This window comes from Pseudomonas sp. stari2, assembly GCF_040760005.1.
Classification (GTDB): Bacteria; Pseudomonadota; Gammaproteobacteria; order Pseudomonadales; family Pseudomonadaceae; genus Aquipseudomonas.
Window position 1 is genome coordinate 838,684 of record NZ_CP099760.1, and the last position, 24,071, is coordinate 862,754.

Genomic DNA, 24,071 nt, shown 5'->3' on the forward strand with positions numbered 1-24,071 from the left:
ATGTCTTCAACCACTACAAAATCCATTGATGTCAAAAAAAGCCTGGTTGAGGCGATTCTCGCCGGTTTGATCGCCCTGATCGTGTTCGGGCCGATTGTCGGCGTGGTACTCGACGGCTACAGCTTCAACCTCGAAGCGACCCGCGTGGCGTGGATCATTGCCATCGTCATGGCTGGCCGGTTTGCCTTGAGCCTGTTCCTGCAGACGCCCAAAGGCCTGAAAATCCTCGAAGGATTCGAAAGCACTGGTTCCGGCGTGCATGTGCTGCCCGCCGATCACAAATCCAGGCTGCGCTGGATCATCCCGCTGCTGATCGTGCTGGCCGTGATCGTGCCATTCGTTTCCAACTCCTACCTGCTGGGCGTGGTCATCCTCGGGTTGATCTACGTGCTGCTGGGGTTGGGGCTGAACATCGTGGTCGGCCTGGCCGGCCTGCTCGACCTCGGGTACGTGGCGTTCTACGCCATCGGCGCCTACGGTCTGGCGCTCGGTTATCAGTACCTCGGGCTGGGCTTCTGGACGGTGCTGCCGCTGGCGGCGATCACCGCTGGCCTTGCCGGTTGCATCCTCGGTTTCCCGGTATTGCGCCTGCACGGTGACTACCTGGCGATCGTGACGCTGGGCTTCGGTGAAATCATCCGTCTGATCCTCAACAACTGGCTGTCGCTGACCGGCGGTCCAAACGGCATGCCGGCACCACTGCCGACGTTCTTCGGTCTGGAGTTCGGCAAGCGGGCGAAGGATGGCGGGGTGCCGTTTCACGAGTTCTTCGGCATCGCCTACAACCCGGACGTGAAGTATTACTTCATCTATACGGTGTTGTTCCTGGTGGTTCTGGCCGTGCTGTACATCAAGCATCGTCTGGTGAAGATGCCGGTCGGTCGCGCCTGGGAAGCCCTGCGTGAAGACGAAATCGCCTGCCGCTCGATGGGCCTCAACCACGTGCTGGTCAAGCTCTCGGCGTTCACCATCGGCGCATCTACCGCCGGTTTGGCGGGTGTGTTCTTCGCCACTTACCAAGGCTTCGTCAACCCGACCTCGTTCACCTTCTTCGAATCGGCGCTGATCCTCGCCATCGTCGTGCTTGGCGGCATGGGCTCGACCATCGGCGTGGTGATCGCTGCGTTCGTGCTGACCGTCGCCCCGGAACTGCTGCGCGGCTTCGCCGAATACCGTGTGCTGCTGTTCGGGATCCTGATGGTGTTGATGATGATCTGGCGACCTCGCGGGCTGATCCGTATCAGCCGTACCGGGGTCACTCCACGCAAAGGTGCCATTCACTATGAGAGGACTGCGCCATGAGTGAAGTCGTACTCTCTGTTGAAAAACTGATGATGCACTTCGGTGGCATCAAGGCCTTGAGCGACGTCAGCCTGAAGGTCAAACGCAACTCGATCTTCGCCCTGATCGGCCCCAACGGCGCCGGCAAGACTACGGTGTTCAACTGTCTGACCGGGTTCTACAAGGCCTCCGGCGGCAAGATCGAACTCAACGTGCGCGGTCAGCAGACCAACGTCATCAAGCTGCTGGGCGAATCGTTCAAACCGACCGATTTCGTCTCGCCGAAGAACTTCGCCAGTCGCCTGTACTACAAGATGTTCGGCGGCACCCACCTGGTGAACCGCGCGGGCCTTGCTCGGACGTTCCAGAACATTCGCCTGTTCAAGGAAATGTCGGTGCTGGAAAACCTGCTGGTGGCCCAGCACATGTGGGTCAACCGCAACATGCTGGCTGGCATCCTCAACACCAAGGGTTACCGCAAGGCCGAAAGCGATGCGCTGGACTGCGCGTTCTACTGGCTGGAAGTGGTGGATCTGGTGGACTGCGCCAATCGTCTGGCCGGTGAACTGTCCTACGGCCAGCAGCGCCGTCTGGAGATCGCCCGGGCCATGTGCACACGGCCGCAGATCATCTGCCTCGACGAACCGGCCGCCGGCCTCAACCCTCAGGAAACCGAAGCGCTGAGCGCGATGATCCGGCTGCTGCGCGACGAGCACGATCTGACCGTGGTGCTGATCGAACACGACATGGGCATGGTAATGAGCATTTCCGATCACATCGTGGTGCTGGACCACGGCATCGTCATCGCCGAGGGCGGTCCGGACGATATCCGCCACGATCCGAAGGTGATTGCGGCTTACCTGGGCGCCGACGAAGAGGAAGTCGTATGACGCAACCCATCCTCGAACTCAAGGATCTGGACGTTTTCTACGGCCCGATCCAGGCCCTCAAAGGCGTCTCGCTGCAGATCAACGAAGGGGAAACCGTCAGCCTGATCGGCTCCAACGGTGCCGGCAAGTCGACGCTGCTGATGTCGATCTTCGGCCAGCCACGGGCGGCGGGCGGGCAGATCCTGTATCAGGGCGTGGACATTACCCACAAGTCATCGCACTACATCGCCTCCAACGGCATCGCGCAGTCGCCGGAAGGGCGGCGGGTGTTCCCCGACATGACCGTCGAGGAAAACCTGCTGATGGGCACCATTCCGATCGGCGACAAGTACGCCAAGGAAGACATGCAGCGCATGTTCGAGCTGTTCCCGCGGCTCGAAGAGCGCCGTAACCAGCGCGCTATGACCATGTCCGGTGGTGAACAGCAGATGCTGGCCATCGCCCGGGCCCTGATGAGCCGACCCAAGCTCTTGCTGCTGGATGAGCCGAGCCTGGGCCTGGCGCCGATCGTGGTGAAACAGATCTTCGCCACCCTGCGGGAACTGGCGAAGACCGGCATGACCATTTTCCTCGTCGAGCAGAACGCCAACCACGCGTTGAAACTGTCCGACCGGGCGTACGTGATGGTCAACGGCGAGATCCGCCTGACGGGCACCGGCAAGGAATTGCTGGTGAACGAGGAGGTGCGTAACGCCTATCTCGGCGGGCACTGAGTTCTCAGGTTTTCCACAGCGATACAGAGCCCCGAGATGCGAGTCCCGGGGCTTTTTTGTATCCAGAATCGATCACGATCCACGCCATTCCCGAAATTGTGGAAAACAAAATCCCCAACCTGCCAAAGCGCGACATATAGACGCTGCAAATCGCTGTTTTTCCACAGTTTTGACTTGTCCCCGTTTGCTGTGGAGCCGGCTGTGAATAACGTGGGAGTAGCTGGCTGAGAACCTTTAAAACCGTGGCTTGCAGGTGTGTGATTGTTTTTTGATCAGGGCTTTTCCCGGTTGCTGGCGACCCGTTTGTCAACCTTTTTATGGCCATGGCAAAACAGGCGAGTGCATGTGGGCAAGCCTGTGGATAAGTCTGTGATTAAACTCTGGAAAGACTGCGCAGAGGGCCGTGATTACTGGCCCTGCGCAATCACGGCGGTGACCGGCCGGTCGTGCAGAATGCCTTGCCCGGCACAATCGGCGGATCAGGGTCAAGCGAAAAACTTTGCTTTTGCCGCGCAAAGCCTTGTGTGGCGCGGCTTTGCGCATTTCCACTTGCCCCCGGAAACTGTGGAAGGGGCTGTGGATAACGTGCGCGCATGTGGCTACAGGCCACGCCATTCAAGGCGTTGAGAGCATTGATCAAATTATGAGCGGAAATGCACGCCAGTCGGTGGTTGCATCGTGAATGCCGGGCCGGGCATGCTGCCTGCTGATTTTCTATTCCAATGGCTGCCCCGGGTGGCCGAAGCAAGGAGAACACGATGTCCAACACCCTGTTTATCACCGGCGCGACGTCCGGTTTTGGTGAAGCCTGTGCCCGTCGTTTTGCCGAGGCCGGCTGGAAACTGGTGCTGACCGGTCGTCGTGAAGAACGCCTCAACGCGCTGTGCGCCGAGCTGTCGAAGCAGACCGAAGTGCATGGCCTGGTGCTGGACGTGCGTGATCGCAAGGCGATGGAGGAGGCAATTGCTAACCTGCCGCCGTCCTTTGCCAAGCTGCGCGGCCTGATCAACAACGCCGGGCTGGCGCTGGGCGTGGACCCTGCACCCAAGTGCGACCTCGACGATTGGGACACCATGGTCGACACCAACGTCAAAGGCCTGATGTACAGCACGCGTCTGCTGCTGCCACGCCTGATCGCCCACGGTCGCGGCGCCGGCATCGTCAACCTGGGCTCCATCGCCGGTAACTACCCGTACCCGGGCAGCCACGTCTACGGCGCGACCAAGGCGTTCGTCAAACAGTTCTCGCTGAACCTGCGTTGCGACTTGCAGGGCACTGGCGTGCGCGTCAGTAACATCGAGCCGGGCCTGTGCGAGAGCGAGTTCTCGCTGGTGCGTTTTGGCGGTGATCAGGCGCGTTACGACGCGACCTACGCCGGTGCCGAGCCGATCCAGCCGCAGGACATCGCCGAGACGATTTTCTGGGTACTGAATGCCCCGGCGCACATCAACATCAACAGCCTGGAACTGATGCCGGTGAGCCAGACCTGGGCCGGTTTTGCCATCGAGCGCAACAAGGCTTGATAGGGTTTTGCCCTCTTCGCCAACCTGCTGGCGAAGAGGGCAAATCGGCCAAAATGTGGCAGTAAGGTATACTCATCCCTCAACAACCCCACCGTACCCTGCGGTTTTCAAGGTTTTTCGAGGAGTTCAAGTGAGTAACCGAGGTGAGCAGTCGCTGCTCAAACAATCGACCCTTCTGATGTTTGCCGTGTCGATTGCCGGGATCGTCACCGGTTTTGTATCGGGTTCCCAATCCATCCTGTTCGATGGTTTTTTTTCGCTGATTGCAACGTTCATCAAAGTCCTGATGCTGATCACGGCGAAGCTGATCGCCAAGCAGAGCAACCACCGCTTCCAGTTCGGTTTCTGGCATCTGGAACCGATGGTGCTGCTGATCGAGGGCAGTTTCCTGTTATTGATCGCGATCTACGCGTTTCTCAACGGCGTGTTCGGCATCATCAATGGCGGTCGTGAAATCGAACTGGGGCTGGTGATCATCTACGCGGCGGTGTTTACCGTTGTCGAATTCGCCTACTTCTTCTACGTGCGCCACCGCAATCGCAAGCTCAAGTCGAGCCTGATCCAGTTCGACAACATCAGCTGGCTGGTGGACGCGATGCTGTCTGTGGGCCTGTTGATCAGTTTCCTCGCGGCGCTGCTGCTCAAGTCCCAGGGCTATGGCGAATGGGCGAAGTTCGTCGACCCGCTGATTCTCATCGTGCTGGCCCTGACCATGCTGCCGCCGGCCTTCAAGATCCTTGGCCCGGCGCTGCGTGACGTGCTCGGCATTGCGCCGGACACGCTGGATGAGCAAGTACGCGAGGTGATGGAGGCGGCGAAGGTCGAGCATGGTTTCGACGACTACGTGTCCTACGTGCAGAAGCACGGACGGGCGCGGTTCATCGAGATTCATGTGGTGTTGCCGGCGGATTACCGGCTGCAGAGCGTCGGCCAGCTGGATGTGCTGCGTGAGGAGATTTCCGCGAAGCTGGGCAAACCGGATGCGGCGCGCTGGCTGACCATCAGCTTCACTGGTGACAGGAAGTGGATTGCCTGATGTTTGCGGCGAGGGAGCCTGCTCCCTCGCCACGGATGTCAGCTCAGATAGTCGGCGAGGCCGCGATAGCAGGTCGCCAGGTGATACGGCGTAGTCGACGGCATGTCCTTGCGGTTGATCTCGCCCTGCTCGTTGCGGCATTCATGCCAGCCACCGGCATGCAGGAAGCGCTGCAGCAATGCCTGCAACTGGCGCAGCACGACGGCTTCGCTGCCCGGACGCAGCGTCAGGGCGCGCAGATATTCGGCCTGGGCCCAGATGCGCTGGGTCGAATCTTTCGGTCGCCCGTCCATGTTCAGATCGAGCATGGCCCGCACGGCACCGGACGATTGCACCACGCCGTACTGCTCGGTGAAGGCAAAGGCCCGGTCCAGCGCGGCATGCAGTTTCGAGCCGCGGAGCTGCGGCGAGGACTCCAGCAGGAAATACCACTCGAACTGATGGCCCGGCTCATACCAGTTATCCACAGCCCCCAGCGGTTTCTCCATCAGCACACCGGCCTGCGGATCGACGAAGTGCTTGTGCATGGCTGTGCATAACTCGCTCAGCGCCTGCTTGACCTGTGCATCTTCGCGCACGGCCAGCGTGGCCAGGAAGGCTTCGGCCAGGTGCATCAGCGGGTTTTGCAGCGGGCCGGTTTCCAGCGTGATCCAGTCGCGGTCGAGGCAGGCTTCATAGAGGCCGTCACCGGTGGCGAAACGCCGGCAGATGACTTCCAGCGCAGCGTTCAGGGTCGATTCGACCAAGGGCTCGCGGGACTTTTCCCAGTAATGCGCGCAGGCGAACAGGATGAAGGCGTGGGTATAGAGGTCCTTGCGCTGATCCAGCGGTTTGCCCTGGGGATCGATGCTGTAGAACCAGCCACCGTGCTCGGCATCGTGGAAGTGTCGTTGCAGTGAGCGGAACAGAGCGGCTGCCCGAACTTCGGCGTTATCCACAACCCCGATCAGGCTGGAAAACAAATACAGCTGCCGTGCGCAGGCCATGGCCCGATAGCGCTGCGGTGGCAGCGGCTGGTGCGCGGCGTCCAGCGCCTCGTAGGGCAGCGCCATGTCGGCGTTCCAGCCCGGTCCTTGCCAGAGGGGCACGATCACGTCCAGAAAGTGCTGTTGCACTTCACCGAACAGGGTGGTCAATTCAGGCAGGGAGGTGGAGCGGGAAGCGTGGGGCATGGGCGGACGTCGTCACGGCAGGGGCGATTGCGCGACATGGTAGCAGAGAGTGGCGATCGATCGTTCCCGCGCCATGCCCGGGAACGATCAGAGGTACAAATCAGCCGGCCAGCAACCACGCGCCGGTCACCGCCGAAGCCGCTCCGGCCAGTCGAACCAGCGGCGCGGCAGCCTGAGGCAGAAAACGAACCACCGCATAACCCGCTGCATGCAACGCAGCCGTCGCGACCACGAAACCGGTGGCATACGCCCAAGGGCTCGACATGTCCGGCAACTCCAGACCATGGGCCACGCCGTGGAACAGCGCAAACAGCGCCGTCGCCGCCACCGCCATCACCAGCGGCGGACGCACCGCCAGTGCCACCGCCAGGCCCAGCGCCAGCACCGACGCGGCAATCCCGCTTTCCAGCGCCGGCAACTCCAGTCCTTCAAACCCGAGCAGGCCGCCGATCAGCATGGTACCGACAAACGTGCACGGCAGCGCCCAGCGCGCCGCGCCTTGTTGTTGCGCCGCCCACAAGCCGACGGCCACCATCGCCAGCAAATGATCGAGGCCGCCGATCGGGTGGCTGATGCCGGCCACCAGGCCAGAGTCGCCATGGCCGGGGTGGGCGAAGGCCAGGGCCGGTGTCAGCAGGAGTGCGACGGCGCCGAGAATGCGTTTGAGTGTCATGGATAAGCTTCCTTGTTGATCAGTGAATCAGGCTGCGGTCAGCAGGCCCTGGCGTTCGATGAAGGCAATGATTTCTTCCAGGCCCTGACCGGTTTTCTGGTTGCTGAACACGAACGGCTTGCCGTTGCGCATGCGCTGGGTATCGCTGTTCATCATCTCCAGCGAGGCCCCGACCAGCGGCGCGAGGTCGATCTTGTTGATCACCAGCAGGTCGGATTTGCAAATGCCGGGGCCGCCCTTGCGCGGCAGCTTGTCGCCGGCCGACACGTCGATCACGTAGATGGTCAGGTCGGACAGTTCCGGGCTGAAGGTCGCGGAAAGGTTGTCGCCACCGGACTCCACCAGAATCAGGTCCAGCCCCGGAAAGCGCCGGTTCAGTTGATCCACCGCTTCGAGGTTGATCGAGGCGTCTTCGCGGATCGCCGTGTGCGGGCAGCCGCCGGTTTCCACGCCGATGATGCGTTCAGGCGCCAGGGCTTCATTGCGTACCAGGAAGTCGGCGTCTTCGCGGGTGTAGATGTCGTTGGTGACCACGGCCAGGTTGTAGCGCTCACGCAGCGCCAGGCACAGGGCCAGGGTCAATGCGGTTTTGCCGGAACCGACCGGGCCGCCGATGCCGACGCGCAGGGGTTGTGTGTTCATGTGATTCTCCAGATAAAAAGGCCCTAGGAACGGAACAGGCGGCTGTACTGGCGCTCATGGGCCATGCACGCCAGGGACAGACCGAACGCGGCGCTGCCGAGGCGTTCGGGATTGATTCGGGTGGCGTCCTGCTGCGCCTGTTGCAGCAGCGGCAGCAGTTCGCTGGTCAGGCGCTGGGCGGCTTGCTGGCCCAGCGGCAGGGTTTTCATCAGCACCGCGAGCTGGTTTTCCAGCCAGCTCCACAGCCACGCGGCGAGGGCGTCCTGCGGGCTGATCTGCCAGGCACGCGCTGCCAATGCCCAGCAAAGGGCCAGGTGCGGTTCGGTGCATTGCTCAAGAAAATCGCGGGCCGGTGCGTCGAGCTCGGGCAAACCGTTGAGCAATTGCTGCAACGAGTAGCCCATCTGCCGGCTCTCCAGATGCAGCTCGCGGGTTTCGCGGCTGGCGCGGTGGCTTTCGCAGAGCTTGCGCAGTTCATTCCAGTTTTCGTCCGCTGCGGTCTGGCAATGGGCGAGTAGCATGGGGGCCTCGAACCGCGCGAGATTGAGCAGCAATTGATCGCTGATCCAGCGGCGGGCGCTGTCCGGGCTGTCGACGCGACCGTTATCCACAGCCATTTCCAGGCCCTGGGAATAGCTGTAGCCGCCAATTGGCAATTGCGGACTGGCCAGGCGCAACAGCGCCCAGGCCGGGTTCACAAACGGACGCCGAACTGGTGGAGTTTCGGCGCGTAGTTGAAGTCCTCGTCACCGTGCCGCGAATGGTGATGGCCACCACCATAGGCGCCGTGTTCCGGCTGGAACGGCGCTTCGATCGATTCGACCTGCGCGCCCAACTGCTCAAGCATTGCCTTGAGTACGTAATCGTCGAGCAGACGCAGCCAGCCGTCACCGACTTGCAGCGCGACGTGGCGATTGCCCAGGTGATAGGCCGCGCGGGTCAGTTCGAAGGCGTTGGCGCAGGTGACGTGCAGCAGTTGCTCGGGACGGGCGCAGACCCTGACGATCCGGCCATCTTCAGCCTGTAGGCATTCGCCGTCATGCAGCGGCGGCTGGCCGCGCTCCAGAAACAGTCCGACGTCTTCGCCGTCGGCACTGAAACAGCGCAGGCGGCTTTTGCTCCTGGCCTCGAAGGTCAGGTGCAACTCGGCGGCCCAGACGGGTTGGGGATCGATTCTGCGATGAATCACCAGCATCGGAAAGCTTCCTGCTAAGAACAATGCTCAGGCTAGAGCAAGGGGCTTGCCAATCGGACGAGACGTAGGAAAACCCTGTCGGAGACTAGCGGATGTTTCAAGATGTTGCAGGATTGTGAGGTGTTTTGGTGCATGAAGTTTTTTACATGCACCAATTTGCGGCGCAAAAAAAATCGCAGCTCCAGGCTGCGATTCTTTCCTTTCTCACTCGGTACTACCGAGCCCTTGCCAGTGCTTGAGCCCGATAAAGATGAAGCGCAACTGCTGGGTGATCTTCGCCTGTGGCGTCAGATGCTCGGGCAGGGCTTCGGCCGGCGGGTCGATGATGTCCGGCAGGGTGGCGAACACCGATTTGACGATCAGGTCGGCCATCACGCTCAAGCCTTCATGGTTCAGGTGCTGCAGCTTGGGCATCAAGGCCAGATCCGCCGCCAGGTCGGAGCTGATGTTCTCGCGCAGGCGACCGATCGCCTGACGCACCGGCAACGATCCGCCGTACTGCTCACGGGCGAGAAACAGGAACTGCGAACGGTTGGCGCTGACTACGTCGAGGAAGATCCGCACCGAGGCATCGATGATCCCGCCCATGACGAATTCGTTGTGGCGCACCAGGCGGATGGTTTCGCGGAAGGTCTGACCGACTTCGCTGACCAGTACCAGGCCGAGTTCATCCATGTCGGTGAAATGCCGGTAGAAACCGGTGGGCACGATGCCGGCGGTTTTCGTCACTTCACGCAGGCTCAGGCTGCCGAATCCTCGGCCGCTTTCCATCAAGTGGCGGGCAGCGTCCATCAGGGCGTTGCGGGTCTGTTGTTTCTGTTCGGCGCGGGGCAGCATCGCAAGGGTGTGTTCTTAGGCAAGACAAGCGCCGCACTCTAGCAAATCGGCTTTGTCGGCGTCGAACGGCAGCGGGGGAGATGGAAGGGGGAAATCGCGACTTCTTTATACAGGCTGCTGAAAAATCAAAAGCCCAATCCGGGGATTGGGCTTTTTTTCCAGGCCGCCACGGGCTTAGCTCAAGGCGCTGTTGCGTTCGATCACGCGGTCACCACCACCTTCGGCCAGAGTTTGGCCTTGTGGGGTTTTGTCGTAGCCGTCAGCAGCCAGGGTCTGACCTTGTGGAGTCTTGTCGTAGCCGTCAGCAGCGAGGGTCTGGCCTTGTGGGGTCTTGTCGTAGCCGTCAGCAGCCAGGGTTTGACCTTGTGGAGTCTTGTCATAGCCGTCCTGGACCAGACCTTTTTCTTCCAGACGATCACGGCCGCCTTCAGCTAAGGTTTGGCCTTGTGGGGTTTTGTCATAGCCATCTTGAACCAGACCTTTTTCTTCCAGGCGGTTACGACCGTTTTCAGCCAGGGTCTGGCCTTGTGGAGTGCGGTCCGAACCGTCAGCGGCAACAGTCTGGCTGAACACCGAGTGGCTGGATTTCACTTGCGGGGTAGCCTGGTCGGCAGCTGGCAGAGCGAAAGCGGTGCTGGCCAGCATCGAGAGGGTAAGACTGAACAGAAGTTGGCGTTTCATGATGGGTTGCTCCTTGGGAGGGCGATAAAGTGGGTACGAGGGCAATGCTACTCTCGATAAGTCGATATAAAAGTTCATAAACACAATGGTAATAATCAACAGAATTGATTGTTCGCCCGGGAGGCTCTAGCCCGGGCGTTTCAGGCTGACGGTTTTGCACTGCGGTGGGTATTTTTCACCCACTTGCGCTCTGCAAAAGTGCGGGGCCGGTAACATCGAGTCGACCGATCGGTCAGAATGGCGACCGCTTTTCGGCCCCAATCGGGGCTTTCGATTAAACCTGCGGGCGGTTTGTCAGTCGTAGACTTCATGAGGGCCCTATCAGGCCCGTCGTTTCAGCGGCGTCGATCCGCAGTCGTTTTCAGGAGCTTTGTGCAATGACGCGCACGCGTAAAATCTTCGCCTGGACTTTCGCCACCCTCATGCTGTTGCTGGCGGTGCTGGTCCTGATCATCGTGTTCTTCGATTGGAACCGGATCAAACCGTCCCTCAACGCCAAAGTCTCGGAAGAACTGCACCGACCGTTCGCCATCAACGGCAACCTGTCGGTGGTCTGGCGGCGCGAACTCGACGAGGGCGGCTGGCGCGCCTGGGTGCCGTGGCCGCATGTGGTGGCCGAAGACCTGACGCTGGGCAACCCGGACTGGTCGAAGCAGCCGCAGATGGTCACCCTCAAAAAGGTCGAACTGCGCATTTCACCACTGGCGCTGCTGGCACAACGGGTGACAATTCCTCGGATCGACCTGACCGAACCCACCGCTCAATTGCAACGTTTGGCCGATGGCCGCGCCAACTGGACCTTCAAGTTCGATCCCAAGGACCCGAATGCCGAGCCCTCGAACTGGGTGGTGGACATCGGCGCTATCGGTTTCGACAAGGGTCACGTCACTCTGGACGACCAGACCCTCAAGACCAATCTCGACCTGTTGATCGACCCGCTGGGCAAGCCGATTCCCTTCAGCGAAATCGTCGGCGACAAAGCGGCGAAAACCGCGCTGGAAAAGGGCGGCGCACCGCAGGATTACGCCTTCGCACTGAAAGTCACAGGCCAGTACCACGGTCAGAAACTCGCTGGCCAAGGCAAAATCGGCGGCCTGCTTGCCTTGCAGGATGCGGCCAAACCGTTCCCGCTGCAGGCCCAGGCGAAAATCGGCGACACCAGCATCGAACTCGCCGGCACGCTGACCGATCCGCTGAATCTCGGTGCCCTCGACCTGCGTCTGAAACTGGCGGGCGTCAGCCTCGGCAATCTCTATCCGCTGACTGGCGTCACCCTGCCGGACACGCCGCCGTATTCCACTGACGGTCATCTGATCGCCAAGCTACATGAGCCGGACGGCGCACAGTTCCGCTACGAACAGTTCAACGGCAAGATCGGCGGCAGCGACATTCACGGCGACCTTGCCTACGTCGCCAGCAAGCCACGGCCCAAGCTGAGTGGCGCGTTGCTGTCCAATCAACTGCTGTTCGCCGACCTCGCGCCGCTGATCGGTGCCGACTCCAATGACAAGCAAAAGGCCCGCGGCGGTGAAAGCAAACAACCGGCGGACAAAGTGCTGCCGGTGGAAGAGTTCAAGACTGAGCGCTGGCGCGACATGGACGCCGACGTCGAATTCACTGGCAAACGCATCGTCCACAGCGAGAAGCTGCCGTTCACCGACCTCTATACCCACCTCAAACTCAACGACGGCGAACTGAGCCTGGAACCGCTGCGCTTCGGCGTGGCCGGCGGCAACCTCGATGCGCAGATTCGCCTCAATGGCCGCACCGAGCCGCTGGAAGGCCGGGCAAAACTGACCGCGCGCAAGTTCAAGCTCAAGCAACTATTTCCGACTTTCGAACCGATGAAGACCAGTTTCGGCGAATTGAACGGCGACGCCGACATCAGTGGTCGCGGCAACTCGGTGGCCAAGCTGCTGGGCGGGGCCAACGGCAACCTGAAGATGCTGATCAATGACGGCGCGATCAGTCGTGAGCTGATGGAGCTGGCGGGCCTCAACGTCGGCAACTACGTGGTCGGCAAGGTCTTTGGCGACAAGGAAGTGAAGATCAACTGCGCAGCGGCCGACTTCGACATCAAGACCGGGCTGGCGACCACCCGGCTGTTCGTGTTCGATACCGAGAACGCGATCATCTACATCGACGGCACGGCGAACATGGCGACCGAGCAACTGGACCTGACCGTGACCCCGGAATCCAAGGGCTGGCGTCTGATATCCCTGCGCTCGCCGTTGTATGTGCGCGGTAAGTTCATCAAGCCGGATGCCGGGGTGAAAGCGGTGCCGCTGATGCTGCGCGGCGCAGGCATGGTGGCGCTGGGTGTGATCGCCGCGCCGGCGGCGGGGCTGCTGGCACTGGTGGCGCCGAGCGGCGGCGAGCCGAATCAGTGTGCTCCGTTGCTGGAGCAGATGAAGGCGGGCAAGGCGCCCGCGACCGTTAAACCCACCAAATGATTCTTTAGCGTTTATCAGAAAGCAATCGCGGGCAAGCCCGCTCCCACAGGTTCAGTGAAAACCCTGAGGGAGCGGGCTTGCCCGCGATTGGATCTGGAGGAATCAGAGGTCTTTGAGGATGTCCGCCATGTCATCGGCATGCTCTTCTTCCTGAGCCAGGATGTCTTCAAAGATCCGGCGCGTGGTCGGATCCTTTTCCCCGATGTACTGGATGATCTCGCGATAGCTGTCGATGGCAATCCGCTCGGCCACCAGGTCTTCGTAAACCATTTCCTTCAAGGTGTTGCCGGCCACGTATTGCGCGTGGGACATCTTCGACAGCAGGTCAGGGTTGAACTCAGGCTCGCCGCCCAGTTGCACGATGCGCTCGGCGAGACGGTCGGCATGTTCGGCTTCCTGAGTGGCGTGCTCGAGGAACTCGTCGGCGGCGACGTTGGCTTTCAGGCCGTTGGCCATGAAGTAGTGGCGCTTGTAGCGCAGGACGCAGACCAGTTCAGTGGCCAGCGATTCGTTGAGCAGGCGCAGCACTTCTTCACGGTTGGCGCTATAGCTTTCGGTCACCGCGCCGTTTTCGACGTGTTGTCGTGCGCGCTCGCGCAGGGTTTGAACATCAGACAAATGCAGGTCACTCATTTCAGTCTCCTGGAGGCTAATCCCATTGGCGTCACGTTCTGCTGACGTGATCGTTACCTGGTTGTGAGTGATGAACACTGCAAAAAGTTTTGTCGGATTCAGCGCGGGACATGCCCGGAAAGCTTTGCTTCTTCGCGCAGCCAGGCAAAAAAGGCTTTCACCGGTGGATGCCGCTCACGGCCCGGTACACAGAGGGCGCTGTAACCGGCACCGTCGACCTGCACCTCACCCTTGTACGGCACCAGCAAGCCATTGGCGACGCTCTCCGACACCAGAATGTTGCTCGCCAGCACCAGCCCTTGCCCGGCGATGGCCGCTTGCAGGGCGTAATGCTCTTCGTCGTATTCGCGGACGGCCGGATGCTGATTCAACCAGTTCTCGCCTGACTGCGCGCACCACGCTTCCCAACCGTGGGCGTAGAGTTTCGAGTTGTGCCAGCGGACGCTGATCAGCGCCGGGGTGCGACGGGCAGCCAGTGCCACCTGTTCCGGCGAGCCGTACACGCCGAACGATTCATCGAACAGGCACAACCCGTAGAGGTTCGGGTAATCATCGAGGCTGTAGCGCAACACCAGATCGACGCTGGCGTCCTGATGCAGGTCGATGACTTCGCAGTGGGTGTCCAGCCGCACATTGATGTTCGGGTGTTTTGCATAAAACCGACCGAGGCGTGGCACCAGCCACAGCGCAGCGAACGCGGCGGTGGTCGACAGCGTGAGGTTGCTGCCGCTGCGCTGCGGACGCAGGGTGTCGACGCTTTGCGCCACCTCCAGAAACGCGCCGTGCAGGCTGCGAAACAGCCGCTCGCCGCCCTCGGTCAGCCGCACCTGGCGCGGCAGGCGTTCGAACAGCGCCACGCCGAGCCAGTCCTCCAACGAGCGGATCTGATGGGAGATCGCTGTCGGTGTCACCGCCAGTTCTTCGGCGGCAGCCTTGAAGCTCAACAGGCGTGAAGCGGATTCGAAGGCGCGCAGGGCGGTCAGTGGCAGTGAAGCGAACATGGAAACTCCATGGGTGAAATAAATTCATCCAGACTGATTTTTGCTCATTTGAGCCGATGACATGAGCGCCGCAATCTGGCCCTACACAGTCACTAAAGTCTAGTCCCAAGGAGTTTAAGATGAGCAAGATTCTTGCGATCCATGCCAGCCCACGCGGTGAGCGTTCCCATTCGCGGCGTCTGGCGGAAAGTTTTCTCAGTGCCTGGCAAGTCCGTCATCCACAGGCTCAAGTCACCCGCCGAGAGGTTGGGCGTGCGCTGATTCCGGCGGTCAACGAGGCGTTTGTCGCCGCAGCGTTTTATCCGGAGCCCGAGGCACGGCCGTTGTCGATGCAGGCCGATCTGGCGCTCAGCGATCAACTGCTGGGCGAGTTGTTCGATCACGATCTGCTGCTGATTTCCACGCCGATGTACAACTTCAACGTGCCCAGCGGCCTCAAGGCCTGGGTCGATCAGATCGTGCGGTTGGGCCTGACGTTCGACCATACGCTGGACAACGGCATCGCCCAGTACACACCGCTTTTGCACGGCAAGAAGGCGCTGATCGTTACCAGTCGCGGTGGTTTCGGATTCGGCCCGGGCGGGGAGCTGGAGGCGCTGAATCACGCCGATCCATGGTTGCGCACGGCATTGGGTTTCATCGGCATCAACGACGTCACGGTGGTCGCCGCCGAGGGCGAAGAATCCGCCGAACGCACCTTCGCGGTGTCGGTGGCCGAGGCCGAGCAGCGCTTGCTCGACCTGGCCCGGGAGTTCTAGGTGGCCTGGCTGTTCCTGCTGATCGCCGCCGGGTTCGAAGTCACTTTCGCCATGGGCATGAAATACGCCGAAGGTTTCACCCGGCTGTGGCCGTCGCTGATTACCGTGATCGCGGCGGTGGGCGGGGTTTATTTCCTGACTCTGGCGATGCGCGAGCTGCCGGTAAGCATCGCCTACCCGATCTGGACCGCCATCGGCTCGCTTGGCACGGTGTTTCTCGGTTTCGCGCTGCTGGGCGAGAGCCTGACGCTGATGAAGTTGCTGTCGGTGGGGCTGATTGTGGCGGGGGTGGTGGGGCTGAAGTAGGCTGGTCGTGGAGTTGTCATCATCGAGGAGGATGCTTGGCGGGCGTTTTGCACGTCATGCCTCCACCCACCGACCACAGGGATGTCTGCCCATGTCGCAGGATTCGGCCACACGTTATCCACTGGTGCTGGTGCCGGGAATGCTCGGTTTTATCCGTCTGGTGCTGTACCCGTACTGGTACGGGATCATCAAGGCGTTGCGCCGGGGTGGTGCGACGGTGATTGCGGTGCAGGTGTCGCCGCTCAATTCCACCGAGGTGCGCGGCGAGCAGTTGCTGACGCGCATCGATGAAATCCTCCGTGAGACCGGCGCGGCCAAGGTCAATCTGTTCGGCCATAGCCAGGGCTCGCTGACGGCGCGTTATGCGGCGGCCAAACGTCCGGATCTGGTGGCTTCAGTCACGTCGGTGGCCGGGCCCAATCACGGTTCTGAGCTGGCCGACTATCTGGCGAAACACTATCCGGCAGACAGCGCCCGGGGTCGCATCCTCGAGGCGCTGTTGCGTTTTGTCGGCTGGCTGATGGCGCTGCTGGAAACCGGCTACCACGGGCCGAAACTGCCGGTGGATATCCATGCCTCGCACAACTCCCTGACCACCGAAGGCGTGGCGCTGTTCAACCAGCGTTACCCACAGGGCCTGCCTGATACCTGGGGCGGGCACGGGCCGGAGGAGGTCAACGGCGTGCGTTATTACTCGTGGTCCGGCACCTTGCAGCCGGGCAAGACCGACCGTGGCGGCAACCTGTTCGACGGCACCAACCGCAGTTGCCGGTTGTTCGCCAAAACCTTCGTGCGCGAGCCGGGACAGTGCGACGGCATGGTCGGACGCTACAGCTCGCACTTGGGCACGGTCATCGGCGATGACTACCCGATGGATCACTTCGACATCGTCAACCAGTCACTGGGACTGGTCGGCAAAGGCGCGGATCCGGTGCGACTGTTCGTCGAGCATGCGGCGCGATTGAAAGCCGCCGGGGTCTAGGCGGCGCCTGGCGTGCGGGAGCGGCCGAGGACGGTGGTCCAGCGCTCGGAAAGAACCACCCCGCCCAGCGTCAGCAAGCCACCGACCAGGTGATACATCGCCAGTTGTTCCTTCAACACCACTGCGGCAATCAGCGCAGTGATCAACGGCAGCAGGTTGAAGAACAGCGTGGTCCGGCTCGGCCCCAAGCGCTGCACGGCCTGCATCCACGCCAGCGGCGCGAGCATCGAGGCCAGCAGGCACGCGTATAGCACCAGCGGAATGTTCTGCAGGGTCAGGCCGGTTTTCGGCGACATGGCGTACAGCGGAAACAGCACCACCACCGCCACCAGTACCTGCAAGTACAGCAACACCAGCGGCGGCAGGCGCAGCTGCCATTTTTTCAGCAGCGTGCTGTAGATCGCATAGGCCAGGGTGGCGATCAGCATCATCGCGTCGCCCAGGTTCACCCCGTGTTGCAGCAGCGCGCCGAGGCTGCCGGACGACACCACCACCAGCACCCCGGCGAATGACAGCACCGCACCGACCAGCGCACCGGCGGTCAGGCGCTGGCCGAGGCTGATGATCGCCATGGCCAGCGACATCAACGGCATCAGCGAGAGGATGATGCCCATGTTGGTGGCGCTGGTCATGGTCGCGGCGAAATAGGCCAGGCTCTGGTAGACCGCCATGCCGAGCACGCCGAGGATGAAAATCTTGCCCAGGTTCGGACGGATCTGCGGCCAGTGCGCGATTACCTTACTGAGCATGAACGGGGTGAACAGCAGGCCGGCGAGCAGCCAGCGGTAGAAGCCGATCTCGGCGGGGAAGATGGCGCCGACAGCCAACTTGTTGATCACGGTGTTGCCGGCCCAGATGAAAATCGCCAGCAGGGGAAACGCGTATTGCATGGGAGGAGAAACCAGTACGTTGATGAACGGTGATTATCCCCTGTCTGGATGCAGGCCTATACTGCGAACCGGACAACCCGCCCCTGATTCCGGACAGCATGAACAGTAAACACATCGATCTGCTGGATTTCAGCGAACTGCCGTCGGCGGTGTACTTCCGCTACGCCGACTTCAATGCCCATGAATACGCCGCGCCGCACCGCCATCCGTGGGGCACGCTGGAGTACGCGGCCCACGGCGTGCTGCACATGGATGTCGACGGCAGCCGTTTCATGTCGCCGCCGCAATACGCGGTGTGGGTGCCGCCGCAGGTCGAGCACAGTTTCTACAGTCATCAACCGGTGAATTATCGGGCGGTGTGCCTGACGCCCGAGGTCTGCGCGGATTTGCCGGCGCAGGCTTGCACGCTGGCGATCAGCGATATTCTCAAGGCCATCCTCAAGGACTTCGCCGCCCGGGATGTGAAGATCCCCGCGTTCGACGCCGACCAGCGCCTGGCCCAGGTGCTGGTGGATCAACTGCGCCAGGCACCGGTTCATCAATGCTATCTGCCGTACGCCAGCAGCCCCGGATTGCTGGCAATCCTCGAAACACTGCAGGCCGAGCCCGGCAACAACCAGCCGCTGGCGCACTGGGCGGCGCAGGTGCATGTCAGCGAGCGCACCCTGGCTCGGCAATTCGTGCGGGAGTTGGGGATGAGTTTCGGTGAATGGCGCCAGCGGCTGCGCTATCTCGCCGCTATCGAGGCGCTGGAAAGTACGCGCAGCGTGCAGGAAATCGCCTTCGATCTCGGTTACAGCAGCGGCTCGGCGTTCATCGCCATGTTTGCCCGGCAGGCCGGGTGTACGCCGGAGCAATACCGACGCAGTCACCATGAGGGTAGGAAGGTGTAACAAGCTTTGACTACACTCAGCCGGAGGCCGCCTCAATCGATGCGGCGACAAGGAGAAAACTCCATGAAGATGTTGCGTGTCCCTTTGTTGATGATCGGTCTGCTGCTGTGCTCCCAGGGTTTTGCCGCCACGGCGCAACAGAACAAGATGACCACCTGCAACGCCGATGCCACGGCCAAGAGCCTGAAAGGCGATGAGCGCAAGACCTTCATGAGTACTTGCCTGAAGGCAGCGCCGGCGGCCAATGACGCCAAGACCCTGACCCCGCAGCAGGAAAAGATGAAGACCTGCAATGCCGACGCCAAGACCAAGGCCCTGACCGGTGATGCGCGCAAGGCGTTCATGAGTGATTGTCTGAAGAAAAAATAAGATCGACAGTTCGCAGCGAGCGGCAGGGCATCCGCTCGCTTCGGCGCCGGATCGCTGGCAGACTGCCAATCCTTTTACGCCGTTCGTTTTGAGGCTGTATGCCAACGTTTTCTGAGCGTCATGTTGTGTTCTGGGTCAGTTGCATCATCATTTTCGGCGGATTGCTGCTCGTACTGCCGCTGCGTTTGTTGCCCAGTCTGTTGGCCGGGTTGCTGGTGTTCGAGCTGGTCAACATGCTCACTCCGCAACTGCAACGATTGATCGAGGGCCGCCGTGCGCGCTGGCTGGCGGTAGCGTTGCTGGGCACGCTGGTGGTCAGCGTCCTGGCACTGATCTTCGCCGGGGCCATCAGTTTCCTGATGCACGAAGCGGAAAACCCCGGCGCGTCGCTGGATAAATTCATGGGCGTGGTCGAACGTGCACGCAGTCAGTTGCCGCCCTTCATCGACGCTTATTTGCCGGCCAGTGCCGCGGAGTTCCGAGTGGCCATCGGTGAATGGCTGAGTAAGCACCTGTCCGACCTGCAACTGGTGGGCAAGGACGCGGCGCACATGTTCGTGACCTTGTTGATCGGCATGGTGCTCGGCGCGATCATCGCCTTGCAGCGGGTACCGGACGTGACCAAGCGCAAGCCGCTGGCGGCTGCACTGTTTGACCGCCTGCACTTGCTGGTCCAGGCATTTCGCAACATTGTGTTCGCGCAGATCAAGATTTCCCTGCTCAACACCTTCTTCACCGGGATTTTCCTGGCGGTGATCCTGCCGCTGTTCGGGATCAAGCTGCCGCTGACCAAGACCCTGATCGTGCTGACGTTCCTGCTTGGGTTACTGCCGGTGATCGGCAATCTGATGTCGAACACGCTGATCACCATCGTCGGCCTGTCGCTGTCGATCTGGGTGGCGATTGCCGCGCTGGGCTACCTGATCTTTATCCACAAGCTCGAATACTTCCTCAACGCGCGAATTGTCGGCGGGCAGATCAGTGCCAAGTCCTGGGAGTTGCTGCTGGCGATGCTGGTATTCGAGGCCGCGTTCGGCCTGCCGGGGGTGCTGGCGGGGCCGATTTATTACGCGTATCTGAAGAGTGAGTTGAAGCTGGGCGGGATGGTTTAAGCGGGTAGATTGATCGTTCCCGCGCGAGCGTGGGAACGATCAGTGCGGTTTCAGTTCATCGAGCCATAGCGTTTCATGGCTTCAATCGCCAGACCGCTGCCAATGCTGCCAAAGATGTTCCCTTCCACATGCCGCGCATTCGGCAGCATCGCCGAAACGCTGTTGCGCAGCGCCGGGATGCCGCTGGAACCGCCGGTGAAGAACACCGTATCGACCTGACCCACCGCCACATTGGCGTCCGCGAGCAATTGCGTGACGCTGCCGCGTACCCGCTCCAGCTGCGCATTGATCGCCGATTCGAACAAGGCCCGGCTCAGCTCCACGCTCAGCCCCGACTCGATGCGATCCAGCGGAACATGACGGCTGTCATTGTGGGTCAGGTGGATCTTGGTTTCTTCCACTTCCATCGCCAGCCAGTGTCCGGCGCGCTGTTCGATCAGTTTGAACAGACGGTCGATGCCGCCAGTGTCCTCGATGTCGTAGCGCATGCTGCCCAGAGCCAGGGTGGATTTTTGCGAGTAGACCGAGTTGATGGTGTGCCAGGTGGCCAGGTTCATGTGGTGGCTGGTGGGCATGAGCGCACCGCTCTTCATGCGGCTGCCGTATCCGAACAGCGGCATCAGGCCTTGCAGGCTCAATTGCTTGTCGAAATCGGTCCCGCCGATGTGCACGCCGCCGGTGGCGAGAATGTCGTCGTGACGGTTGTCCATCCCCCGACGCTCGGGCGACAGGCGCACCAGCGAGAAGTCCGACGTACCACCGCCGATGTCGACGATCAGTACCAGCTCTTCCTTTTCGATGGTCGACTCGTAGTCGAAAGCGGCGGCAATCGGCTCGTACTGGAACGAAACGTCTTTGAAACCGAGCTTGCGCGCCACTTCCACCAAGGTGTCTTCGGCTTCCTGGTCGGCCAGCGGATCGTCGTCGACGAAGAACACCGGACGGCCCAGCACCACCTGCTCGAACTCACGACCGGCGGCGGCTTCGGCGCGGCTCTTGAGCTGGCCGATGAACAGCCCGAGCAAGTCCTTGAACGGCATCGCGGTGCCGAGGACGCTGGTATCGTGCTTGATCAGCTTGGAACCGAGCAGGCTCTTGAGCGAGCGCATCAGCCGACCTTCGTAACCTTCCAGGTACTCGTGCAGCGCCAGGCGACCGTAGACCGGGCGGCGCTCTTCGATGTTGAAGAAGACCACCGAGGGCAGGGTGATCTTGTCGTCTTCCAGCGCGATCATCGTTTCCACGCCGGGGCGCAGCCAGCCGACGGTGGAGTTGGACGTGCCAAAGTCGATGCCGCAGGCACGGGCTGGAGAGGCGTCTTTCATGTCTTTCGGTTCCGGTCAAAAAAACGGCCGCGCAGTGTATGTCAGTGCGCGGCAGATTCGAAGGCCGGTCATCTGCTATTTAGCGACTAAGCTTGCTTGAAAGTCGGCGCTTTGCCCCAAACTTGCTGGCATGGGCCGGCAGACACACCGGTGGTCGCAAGAACCGCCGTCCACTGCCGATAAACTTCTGCTGCGCCACCCGGTCACAAATTTGAGATCGGTCAACCCGGCACGCGCAAATCGGCGCATGCTGGCAACGGCGCGAAATCGATAACGGATGGTGATTCCTTCGATGGACTTCAAAGACTATTACAAGATACTCGGCGTGGAGCCGACGGCGGACGACAAGGCGATCAAGGCTGCCTATCGCAAGCTGGCGCGCAAATACCACCCCGATGTCAGCAAGGAAAAGGACGCCGAGGCCAAGTTCAAGGACGTCTCGGAAGCCTATGAAGCGCTGAAAAGCGCTGACAAGCGCGCCGAATATGACGACCTGCGTCGCTATGGCCAGCACGGTCAGCCATTTCAGGGCCCACCGGGCTGGCAGAGCCGTGGCGGCTTTGGCGGCGGTGGCGACACCGGTGACTTCTCGGACTTCTTCAGTTCGATCTTCGGCAATCGCGGCCCCGGTTTCGGTGGCGGCGAAGGCCGGCAATCCCGTAGCGCCGGGCGCCGAGGGCAAGACGTGGAACTGGAACTGCCGATCTTCCTGGAAGAAACACTTTCGAACGAATCGAAAAAGATCAGCTTCCAGGTGCCGCAATACAACGGTTCGGGCCAGCACGTCAGCAACACCAGCAAGAGCCTGAACGTGAAGATTCCGGCGGGCGTGACCGACGGCGAGCGCATTCGCCTCAAGGGGCAGGGTGCACCGGGCATCGGTGGCGGCGCCAATGGCGATCTGTACCTGACCATCCGTTTCGCGCCGCACCCGAAATTCGATGTCGAAGGCGAAAACCTGATCATCACTTTGCCGCTGGCACCGTGGGAACTGGCGCTGGGTGCTGAAGTGGCCGTGCCGACCCTGACCGGCAAGATCAACCTCAAGGTGCCGGCCGGCAGCCAGAACGGCCAGCGCATGCGCGCCAAGGGTCATGGTTTGCAGAACAAGGCCGGCGAACGCGGTTACCTGTTCGTCCAGCTCAAGGCCGTGATGCCCAAAGCCAACGGCGATGACGTCAAGGCGCTGTGGCAGGAACTGGCGAAGAAAGCCGCCTTCAATCCGCGCGAGAACTTCTGATACTGACGACGGAGTAGCCCATCATGAGCAGCCCCCTGATCGTTCAACTGGACATGGCAGAATTCTGTGAGGCGGCCGACCTGTCGGACGTCTACGTGATCGAAATCGTCGAACACGGCATCCTCGAACCTCAGGGCACGCAGCCCAGGGAATGGCGCTTCACTGACTACGAACTGGCCCTGGCCAAACGCGCCGCCAAGTTGCGGCGCGACCTGGAGCTGGAATGGGAAGGCGTCGCCCTGGCGCTGGACCTGCTGGAAGAAGTGCAGGAACTGCGGGCCGAGAACCGGATGCTCCGTCAGCGTCTGCGGCGCCTGGTGGTCGAGTAGCGCTTCAAACCTGTCTGGGCAGCGTCACGCTGAACAGCGTTCCGTCGGCTTCGCTTGAACTGACTTCGATCGTCCCGCCGTGGGCGGTCACCACTTCCTTGACGATGAACAGACCCAGACCGAGGCTGGTCGACGGTTGGCCGAGCTCTTCGTCGGCATTGCGTACCAGCGGATCGAAAATCGTGCCGATGGCGTCTTCCGGAATCGGTTCACCATGGTTGTGTACGGTCAGGCGTACGGTGTCGGATTCCCCCTGTAGGGTCACCCGCACATCTTGCGCGTTCGTCCCGTGCTGCAAGGCGTTGCCGATCAGATTCTGCAGCAGTTGCGCCAGTCGGCCACCATCCCAGACTCCCCGTGTGTCACCTTCGATTTTCAAGGTTGGATCGCTTTGCGGGTTGCCGGCGCAGGCTTCAGCAATTGCCGCCCGCGCAGTGTCGGCCAGATCCATCGGCGCCGGCTCGATCGGCAGGCTTTTGCCCAGACGGCTGCGGACCAGTTCCAGAAGATCACTGACCATCGCTGCCATATGCCGCGCGCCCTGCCGGATGTTCTGCGCACAGAGCAATGCGTCGCCTTCCAGGCGGGTTTTACGCATCAGCATTTCCGTCGACATGCTTACCGCCTGCAACGGCGCGCGCAGGTCGTGGCCGAGGATGGCGAGGAAAATGTCCCGGGAGCGATTTACCTGTTCGGCGTAGGCTGCCGTCGACTCGGCCAGCGCTTCGTCGATGGCTTCGTTGAAACGGATCATGTCCTGGAAAGCTGTCATGTCAGGTGATTTCAGATGGTTGACCCAGAGCTGGATCACACAGGCACGCAAATGGCGAAACTCGGACGTCATCTGAACCAGGTCGAAGCCCACCGTGTGGCGCAGTTCGCCGTGGCTGGCACCAGCCTTGTCCAGGCTCGGGGTTTTCTCTGGACCTTCGCCTTTGGCTTTGGCCATCTGTTCGCGGGGCGTCTGGGGTTTGCTCATGTCGCGGGCGGCCGCCAACAGAATCGAACGGGCGTGGTCGCGCAGGGCCGGACCGTCGAGAAAGTCGGCTGCGGGGGTGATGGTCTGGGCGAATTTTTCCCATTCACCGACGATTACATCAACATGGGTTTCGATGAATTCGCAAAGACGCATGAAGG

Annotated in this window: 26 protein-coding genes; 14 read left to right on the plus strand and 12 right to left on the minus strand. The window is 61.2% G+C overall.

Going from position 1 to position 24,071, the window contains the following annotated elements:
• The 5 genes from livM to NH234_RS03715 all read left to right on the plus strand — a co-directional run bounded on the left by livM (position 1) and on the right by NH234_RS03715 (position 5,443).
• On the plus strand, positions 1 to 1,302 hold the full coding sequence (gene livM / locus NH234_RS03695; protein WP_085732683.1) for a high-affinity branched-chain amino acid ABC transporter permease LivM: 1,302 nt from the start codon (positions 1 to 3) through the stop codon (positions 1,300 to 1,302).
• On the plus strand, positions 1,299 to 2,171 hold the full coding sequence (locus tag NH234_RS03700) for an ATP-binding cassette domain-containing protein (protein WP_065258801.1): 873 nt from the start codon (positions 1,299 to 1,301) through the stop codon (positions 2,169 to 2,171). Before livM ends, NH234_RS03700 begins: the two co-directional genes overlap by 4 nt.
• Entirely contained in the window at positions 2,168 to 2,884 is a 717-nt protein-coding gene (locus NH234_RS03705) for an ABC transporter ATP-binding protein (protein WP_064388664.1), read from the plus strand. The genes NH234_RS03700 and NH234_RS03705 overlap by 4 nt, the downstream gene beginning before the upstream one ends.
• Positions 2,885 to 3,642: 758 nt before the next feature.
• A complete protein-coding gene (locus tag NH234_RS03710; protein ID WP_085701286.1) occupies positions 3,643 to 4,407 on the plus strand; it encodes an SDR family oxidoreductase in 765 nt (254 codons plus the stop codon).
• A 130-nt stretch (positions 4,408 to 4,537) separates the two neighbouring features.
• A complete protein-coding gene (locus NH234_RS03715; RefSeq protein WP_085732684.1) occupies positions 4,538 to 5,443 on the plus strand; it encodes a cation diffusion facilitator family transporter in 906 nt (301 codons plus the stop codon).
• Between the two features lie 38 nt (positions 5,444 to 5,481).
• On the opposite strand, the gene NH234_RS03720 is transcribed toward NH234_RS03715, so the two are convergent.
• The 7 genes from NH234_RS03720 to NH234_RS03750 all read right to left on the minus strand — a co-directional run bounded on the left by NH234_RS03720 (position 5,482) and on the right by NH234_RS03750 (position 10,643).
• On the minus strand, positions 5,482 to 6,615 hold the full coding sequence (locus NH234_RS03720; RefSeq protein ID WP_367255649.1) for an AGE family epimerase/isomerase: 1,134 nt from the start codon (positions 6,613 to 6,615) through the stop codon (positions 5,482 to 5,484).
• Between the two features lie 100 nt (positions 6,616 to 6,715).
• Positions 6,716 to 7,288 (minus strand): HupE/UreJ family protein, encoded by a 573-nt coding sequence (locus NH234_RS03725; RefSeq protein WP_085732686.1) that lies wholly within the window; start codon positions 7,286 to 7,288, stop codon positions 6,716 to 6,718.
• 27 nt (positions 7,289 to 7,315) lie between these two features.
• Complete coding sequence (gene ureG / locus NH234_RS03730; protein ID WP_008001031.1) at positions 7,316 to 7,930, minus strand: urease accessory protein UreG; 615 nt, start codon at positions 7,928 to 7,930, stop codon at positions 7,316 to 7,318.
• Positions 7,931 to 7,953: 23 nt separating this feature from the next.
• Entirely contained in the window at positions 7,954 to 8,628 is a 675-nt protein-coding gene (locus tag NH234_RS03735) for an urease accessory protein UreF (RefSeq protein ID WP_085732687.1), read from the minus strand.
• The gene (ureE, locus tag NH234_RS03740) at positions 8,625 to 9,125 is read right to left on the minus strand and encodes an urease accessory protein UreE (protein WP_367255650.1); all 501 of its coding nucleotides are present in this window, start codon (positions 9,123 to 9,125) and stop codon (positions 8,625 to 8,627) included. The genes NH234_RS03735 and ureE overlap by 4 nt, the downstream gene beginning before the upstream one ends.
• 204 nt (positions 9,126 to 9,329) lie before the next feature.
• Positions 9,330 to 9,962: a TetR family transcriptional regulator gene (locus NH234_RS03745; RefSeq protein ID WP_085732689.1), complete on the minus strand. Its 633-nt coding sequence runs from the start codon at positions 9,960 to 9,962 to the stop codon at positions 9,330 to 9,332.
• 174 nt (positions 9,963 to 10,136) lie between these two features.
• The gene (locus NH234_RS03750) at positions 10,137 to 10,643 is read right to left on the minus strand and encodes a hypothetical protein (RefSeq protein WP_085732690.1); all 507 of its coding nucleotides are present in this window, start codon (positions 10,641 to 10,643) and stop codon (positions 10,137 to 10,139) included.
• 377 nt (positions 10,644 to 11,020) lie between these two features.
• Here NH234_RS03750 and NH234_RS03755 point away from each other — a divergent pair, with 377 nt between their 5' ends.
• Entirely contained in the window at positions 11,021 to 13,096 is a 2,076-nt protein-coding gene (locus NH234_RS03755; protein WP_367255651.1) for an AsmA family protein, read from the plus strand.
• A 102-nt stretch (positions 13,097 to 13,198) separates the two neighbouring features.
• Here NH234_RS03755 and NH234_RS03760 read toward each other — a convergent pair whose 3' ends face one another.
• Positions 13,199 to 13,729 carry a ferritin-like domain-containing protein gene (locus NH234_RS03760; RefSeq protein WP_064379129.1) on the minus strand — a complete coding sequence of 177 codons (531 nt, stop codon included), beginning with the start codon at positions 13,727 to 13,729 and terminating at the stop codon, positions 13,199 to 13,201.
• A gap of 98 nt (positions 13,730 to 13,827) precedes the next feature.
• Positions 13,828 to 14,730: a LysR substrate-binding domain-containing protein gene (locus tag NH234_RS03765; protein ID WP_367255652.1), complete on the minus strand. Its 903-nt coding sequence runs from the start codon at positions 14,728 to 14,730 to the stop codon at positions 13,828 to 13,830.
• Between the two features lie 119 nt (positions 14,731 to 14,849).
• Here NH234_RS03765 and NH234_RS03770 point away from each other — a divergent pair, with 119 nt between their 5' ends.
• The 3 genes from NH234_RS03770 (at position 14,850) to NH234_RS03780 (ending at position 16,776) form a co-directional block, all read left to right on the plus strand.
• Positions 14,850 to 15,488: an NAD(P)H-dependent oxidoreductase gene (locus tag NH234_RS03770; protein WP_085732693.1), complete on the plus strand. Its 639-nt coding sequence runs from the start codon at positions 14,850 to 14,852 to the stop codon at positions 15,486 to 15,488.
• Positions 15,489 to 15,794 carry a multidrug efflux SMR transporter gene (locus tag NH234_RS03775; RefSeq protein ID WP_367255653.1) on the plus strand — a complete coding sequence of 102 codons (306 nt, stop codon included), beginning with the start codon at positions 15,489 to 15,491 and terminating at the stop codon, positions 15,792 to 15,794. It begins immediately after the preceding gene.
• 91 nt (positions 15,795 to 15,885) lie between these two features.
• Positions 15,886 to 16,776, plus strand: a complete 891-nt coding sequence (locus tag NH234_RS03780) for an alpha/beta fold hydrolase (RefSeq protein ID WP_367255654.1) — start codon at positions 15,886 to 15,888, stop codon at positions 16,774 to 16,776.
• On the opposite strand, the gene NH234_RS03785 is transcribed toward NH234_RS03780, so the two are convergent.
• Entirely contained in the window at positions 16,773 to 17,666 is an 894-nt protein-coding gene (locus NH234_RS03785) for a DMT family transporter (protein ID WP_367255655.1), read from the minus strand. The two genes, NH234_RS03780 and NH234_RS03785, sit on opposite strands and share 4 nt — an antisense overlap.
• A gap of 98 nt (positions 17,667 to 17,764) precedes the next feature.
• Between NH234_RS03785 and NH234_RS03790 the strand changes: the two genes are divergently transcribed.
• From NH234_RS03790 to NH234_RS03800, 3 genes are all read left to right on the plus strand, one after another.
• Positions 17,765 to 18,559, plus strand: a complete 795-nt coding sequence (locus NH234_RS03790) for a helix-turn-helix transcriptional regulator (RefSeq protein ID WP_085732697.1) — start codon at positions 17,765 to 17,767, stop codon at positions 18,557 to 18,559.
• 63 nt (positions 18,560 to 18,622) lie between these two features.
• Positions 18,623 to 18,928 carry a PsiF family protein gene (locus NH234_RS03795; RefSeq protein WP_085711191.1) on the plus strand — a complete coding sequence of 102 codons (306 nt, stop codon included), beginning with the start codon at positions 18,623 to 18,625 and terminating at the stop codon, positions 18,926 to 18,928.
• Between the two features lie 98 nt (positions 18,929 to 19,026).
• Positions 19,027 to 20,040, plus strand: coding sequence for an AI-2E family transporter (locus NH234_RS03800; RefSeq protein ID WP_367255656.1), 1,014 nt, complete (start codon positions 19,027 to 19,029; stop codon positions 20,038 to 20,040).
• Positions 20,041 to 20,090: 50 nt separating this feature from the next.
• Here the strand turns inward: NH234_RS03800 and NH234_RS03805 are convergent, their stop codons facing one another.
• Complete coding sequence (locus NH234_RS03805) at positions 20,091 to 21,365, minus strand: Hsp70 family protein (protein WP_085732699.1); 1,275 nt, start codon at positions 21,363 to 21,365, stop codon at positions 20,091 to 20,093.
• Positions 21,366 to 21,657: 292 nt separating this feature from the next.
• On the opposite strand from NH234_RS03805, the gene NH234_RS03810 reads away from it, so the two are divergent.
• Together NH234_RS03810 and NH234_RS03815 are read left to right on the plus strand one after the other, a co-directional pair.
• The gene (locus NH234_RS03810; RefSeq protein WP_085732795.1) at positions 21,658 to 22,605 is read left to right on the plus strand and encodes a DnaJ C-terminal domain-containing protein; all 948 of its coding nucleotides are present in this window, start codon (positions 21,658 to 21,660) and stop codon (positions 22,603 to 22,605) included.
• A gap of 23 nt (positions 22,606 to 22,628) precedes the next feature.
• Positions 22,629 to 22,934 (plus strand): chaperone modulator CbpM, encoded by a 306-nt coding sequence (locus tag NH234_RS03815; protein ID WP_367255657.1) that lies wholly within the window; start codon positions 22,629 to 22,631, stop codon positions 22,932 to 22,934.
• Between the two features lie 4 nt (positions 22,935 to 22,938).
• Here the strand turns inward: NH234_RS03815 and NH234_RS03820 are convergent, their stop codons facing one another.
• Positions 22,939 to 24,066 carry a sensor histidine kinase KdpD gene (locus NH234_RS03820; protein WP_085732701.1) on the minus strand — a complete coding sequence of 376 codons (1,128 nt, stop codon included), beginning with the start codon at positions 24,064 to 24,066 and terminating at the stop codon, positions 22,939 to 22,941.
• Positions 24,067 to 24,071 lie beyond the last annotated feature (5 nt).

What these genes read in the sequence shown, in the direction of transcription:
- livM (WP_085732683.1), top strand. Translation starts at nt 1, where the DNA reads ATGTCTTCAACCACTACAAAATCCATTGATGTCAAAAAAAGCCTGGTT.
- NH234_RS03700 (WP_065258801.1), top strand. Translation starts at nt 1,299, where the DNA reads ATGAGTGAAGTCGTACTCTCTGTTGAAAAACTGATGATGCACTTCGGT.
- NH234_RS03705 (WP_064388664.1), top strand. Translation starts at nt 2,168, where the DNA reads ATGACGCAACCCATCCTCGAACTCAAGGATCTGGACGTTTTCTACGGC.
- NH234_RS03710 (WP_085701286.1), top strand. Translation starts at nt 3,643, where the DNA reads ATGTCCAACACCCTGTTTATCACCGGCGCGACGTCCGGTTTTGGTGAA.
- NH234_RS03720 (WP_367255649.1), bottom strand. Translation starts at nt 6,615, where the DNA reads ATGCCCCACGCTTCCCGCTCCACCTCCCTGCCTGAATTGACCACCCTG.
- NH234_RS03725 (WP_085732686.1), bottom strand. Translation starts at nt 7,288, where the DNA reads ATGACACTCAAACGCATTCTCGGCGCCGTCGCACTCCTGCTGACACCG.
- ureG (WP_008001031.1), bottom strand. Translation starts at nt 7,930, where the DNA reads ATGAACACACAACCCCTGCGCGTCGGCATCGGCGGCCCGGTCGGTTCC.
- ureE (WP_367255650.1), bottom strand. Translation starts at nt 9,125, where the DNA reads ATGCTGGTGATTCATCGCAGAATCGATCCCCAACCCGTCTGGGCCGCC.
- NH234_RS03745 (WP_085732689.1), bottom strand. Translation starts at nt 9,962, where the DNA reads ATGCTGCCCCGCGCCGAACAGAAACAACAGACCCGCAACGCCCTGATG.
- NH234_RS03750 (WP_085732690.1), bottom strand. Translation starts at nt 10,643, where the DNA reads ATGAAACGCCAACTTCTGTTCAGTCTTACCCTCTCGATGCTGGCCAGC.
- NH234_RS03755 (WP_367255651.1), top strand. Translation starts at nt 11,021, where the DNA reads ATGACGCGCACGCGTAAAATCTTCGCCTGGACTTTCGCCACCCTCATG.
- NH234_RS03760 (WP_064379129.1), bottom strand. Translation starts at nt 13,729, where the DNA reads ATGAGTGACCTGCATTTGTCTGATGTTCAAACCCTGCGCGAGCGCGCA.
- NH234_RS03765 (WP_367255652.1), bottom strand. Translation starts at nt 14,730, where the DNA reads ATGTTCGCTTCACTGCCACTGACCGCCCTGCGCGCCTTCGAATCCGCT.
- NH234_RS03770 (WP_085732693.1), top strand. Translation starts at nt 14,850, where the DNA reads ATGAGCAAGATTCTTGCGATCCATGCCAGCCCACGCGGTGAGCGTTCC.
- NH234_RS03780 (WP_367255654.1), top strand. Translation starts at nt 15,886, where the DNA reads ATGTCGCAGGATTCGGCCACACGTTATCCACTGGTGCTGGTGCCGGGA.
- NH234_RS03785 (WP_367255655.1), bottom strand. Translation starts at nt 17,666, where the DNA reads ATGCAATACGCGTTTCCCCTGCTGGCGATTTTCATCTGGGCCGGCAAC.
- NH234_RS03790 (WP_085732697.1), top strand. Translation starts at nt 17,765, where the DNA reads ATGAACAGTAAACACATCGATCTGCTGGATTTCAGCGAACTGCCGTCG.
- NH234_RS03795 (WP_085711191.1), top strand. Translation starts at nt 18,623, where the DNA reads ATGAAGATGTTGCGTGTCCCTTTGTTGATGATCGGTCTGCTGCTGTGC.
- NH234_RS03800 (WP_367255656.1), top strand. Translation starts at nt 19,027, where the DNA reads ATGCCAACGTTTTCTGAGCGTCATGTTGTGTTCTGGGTCAGTTGCATC.
- NH234_RS03805 (WP_085732699.1), bottom strand. Translation starts at nt 21,365, where the DNA reads ATGAAAGACGCCTCTCCAGCCCGTGCCTGCGGCATCGACTTTGGCACG.
- NH234_RS03810 (WP_085732795.1), top strand. Translation starts at nt 21,658, where the DNA reads ATGGACTTCAAAGACTATTACAAGATACTCGGCGTGGAGCCGACGGCG.
- NH234_RS03815 (WP_367255657.1), top strand. Translation starts at nt 22,629, where the DNA reads ATGAGCAGCCCCCTGATCGTTCAACTGGACATGGCAGAATTCTGTGAG.
- NH234_RS03820 (WP_085732701.1), bottom strand. Translation starts at nt 24,066, where the DNA reads ATGCGTCTTTGCGAATTCATCGAAACCCATGTTGATGTAATCGTCGGT.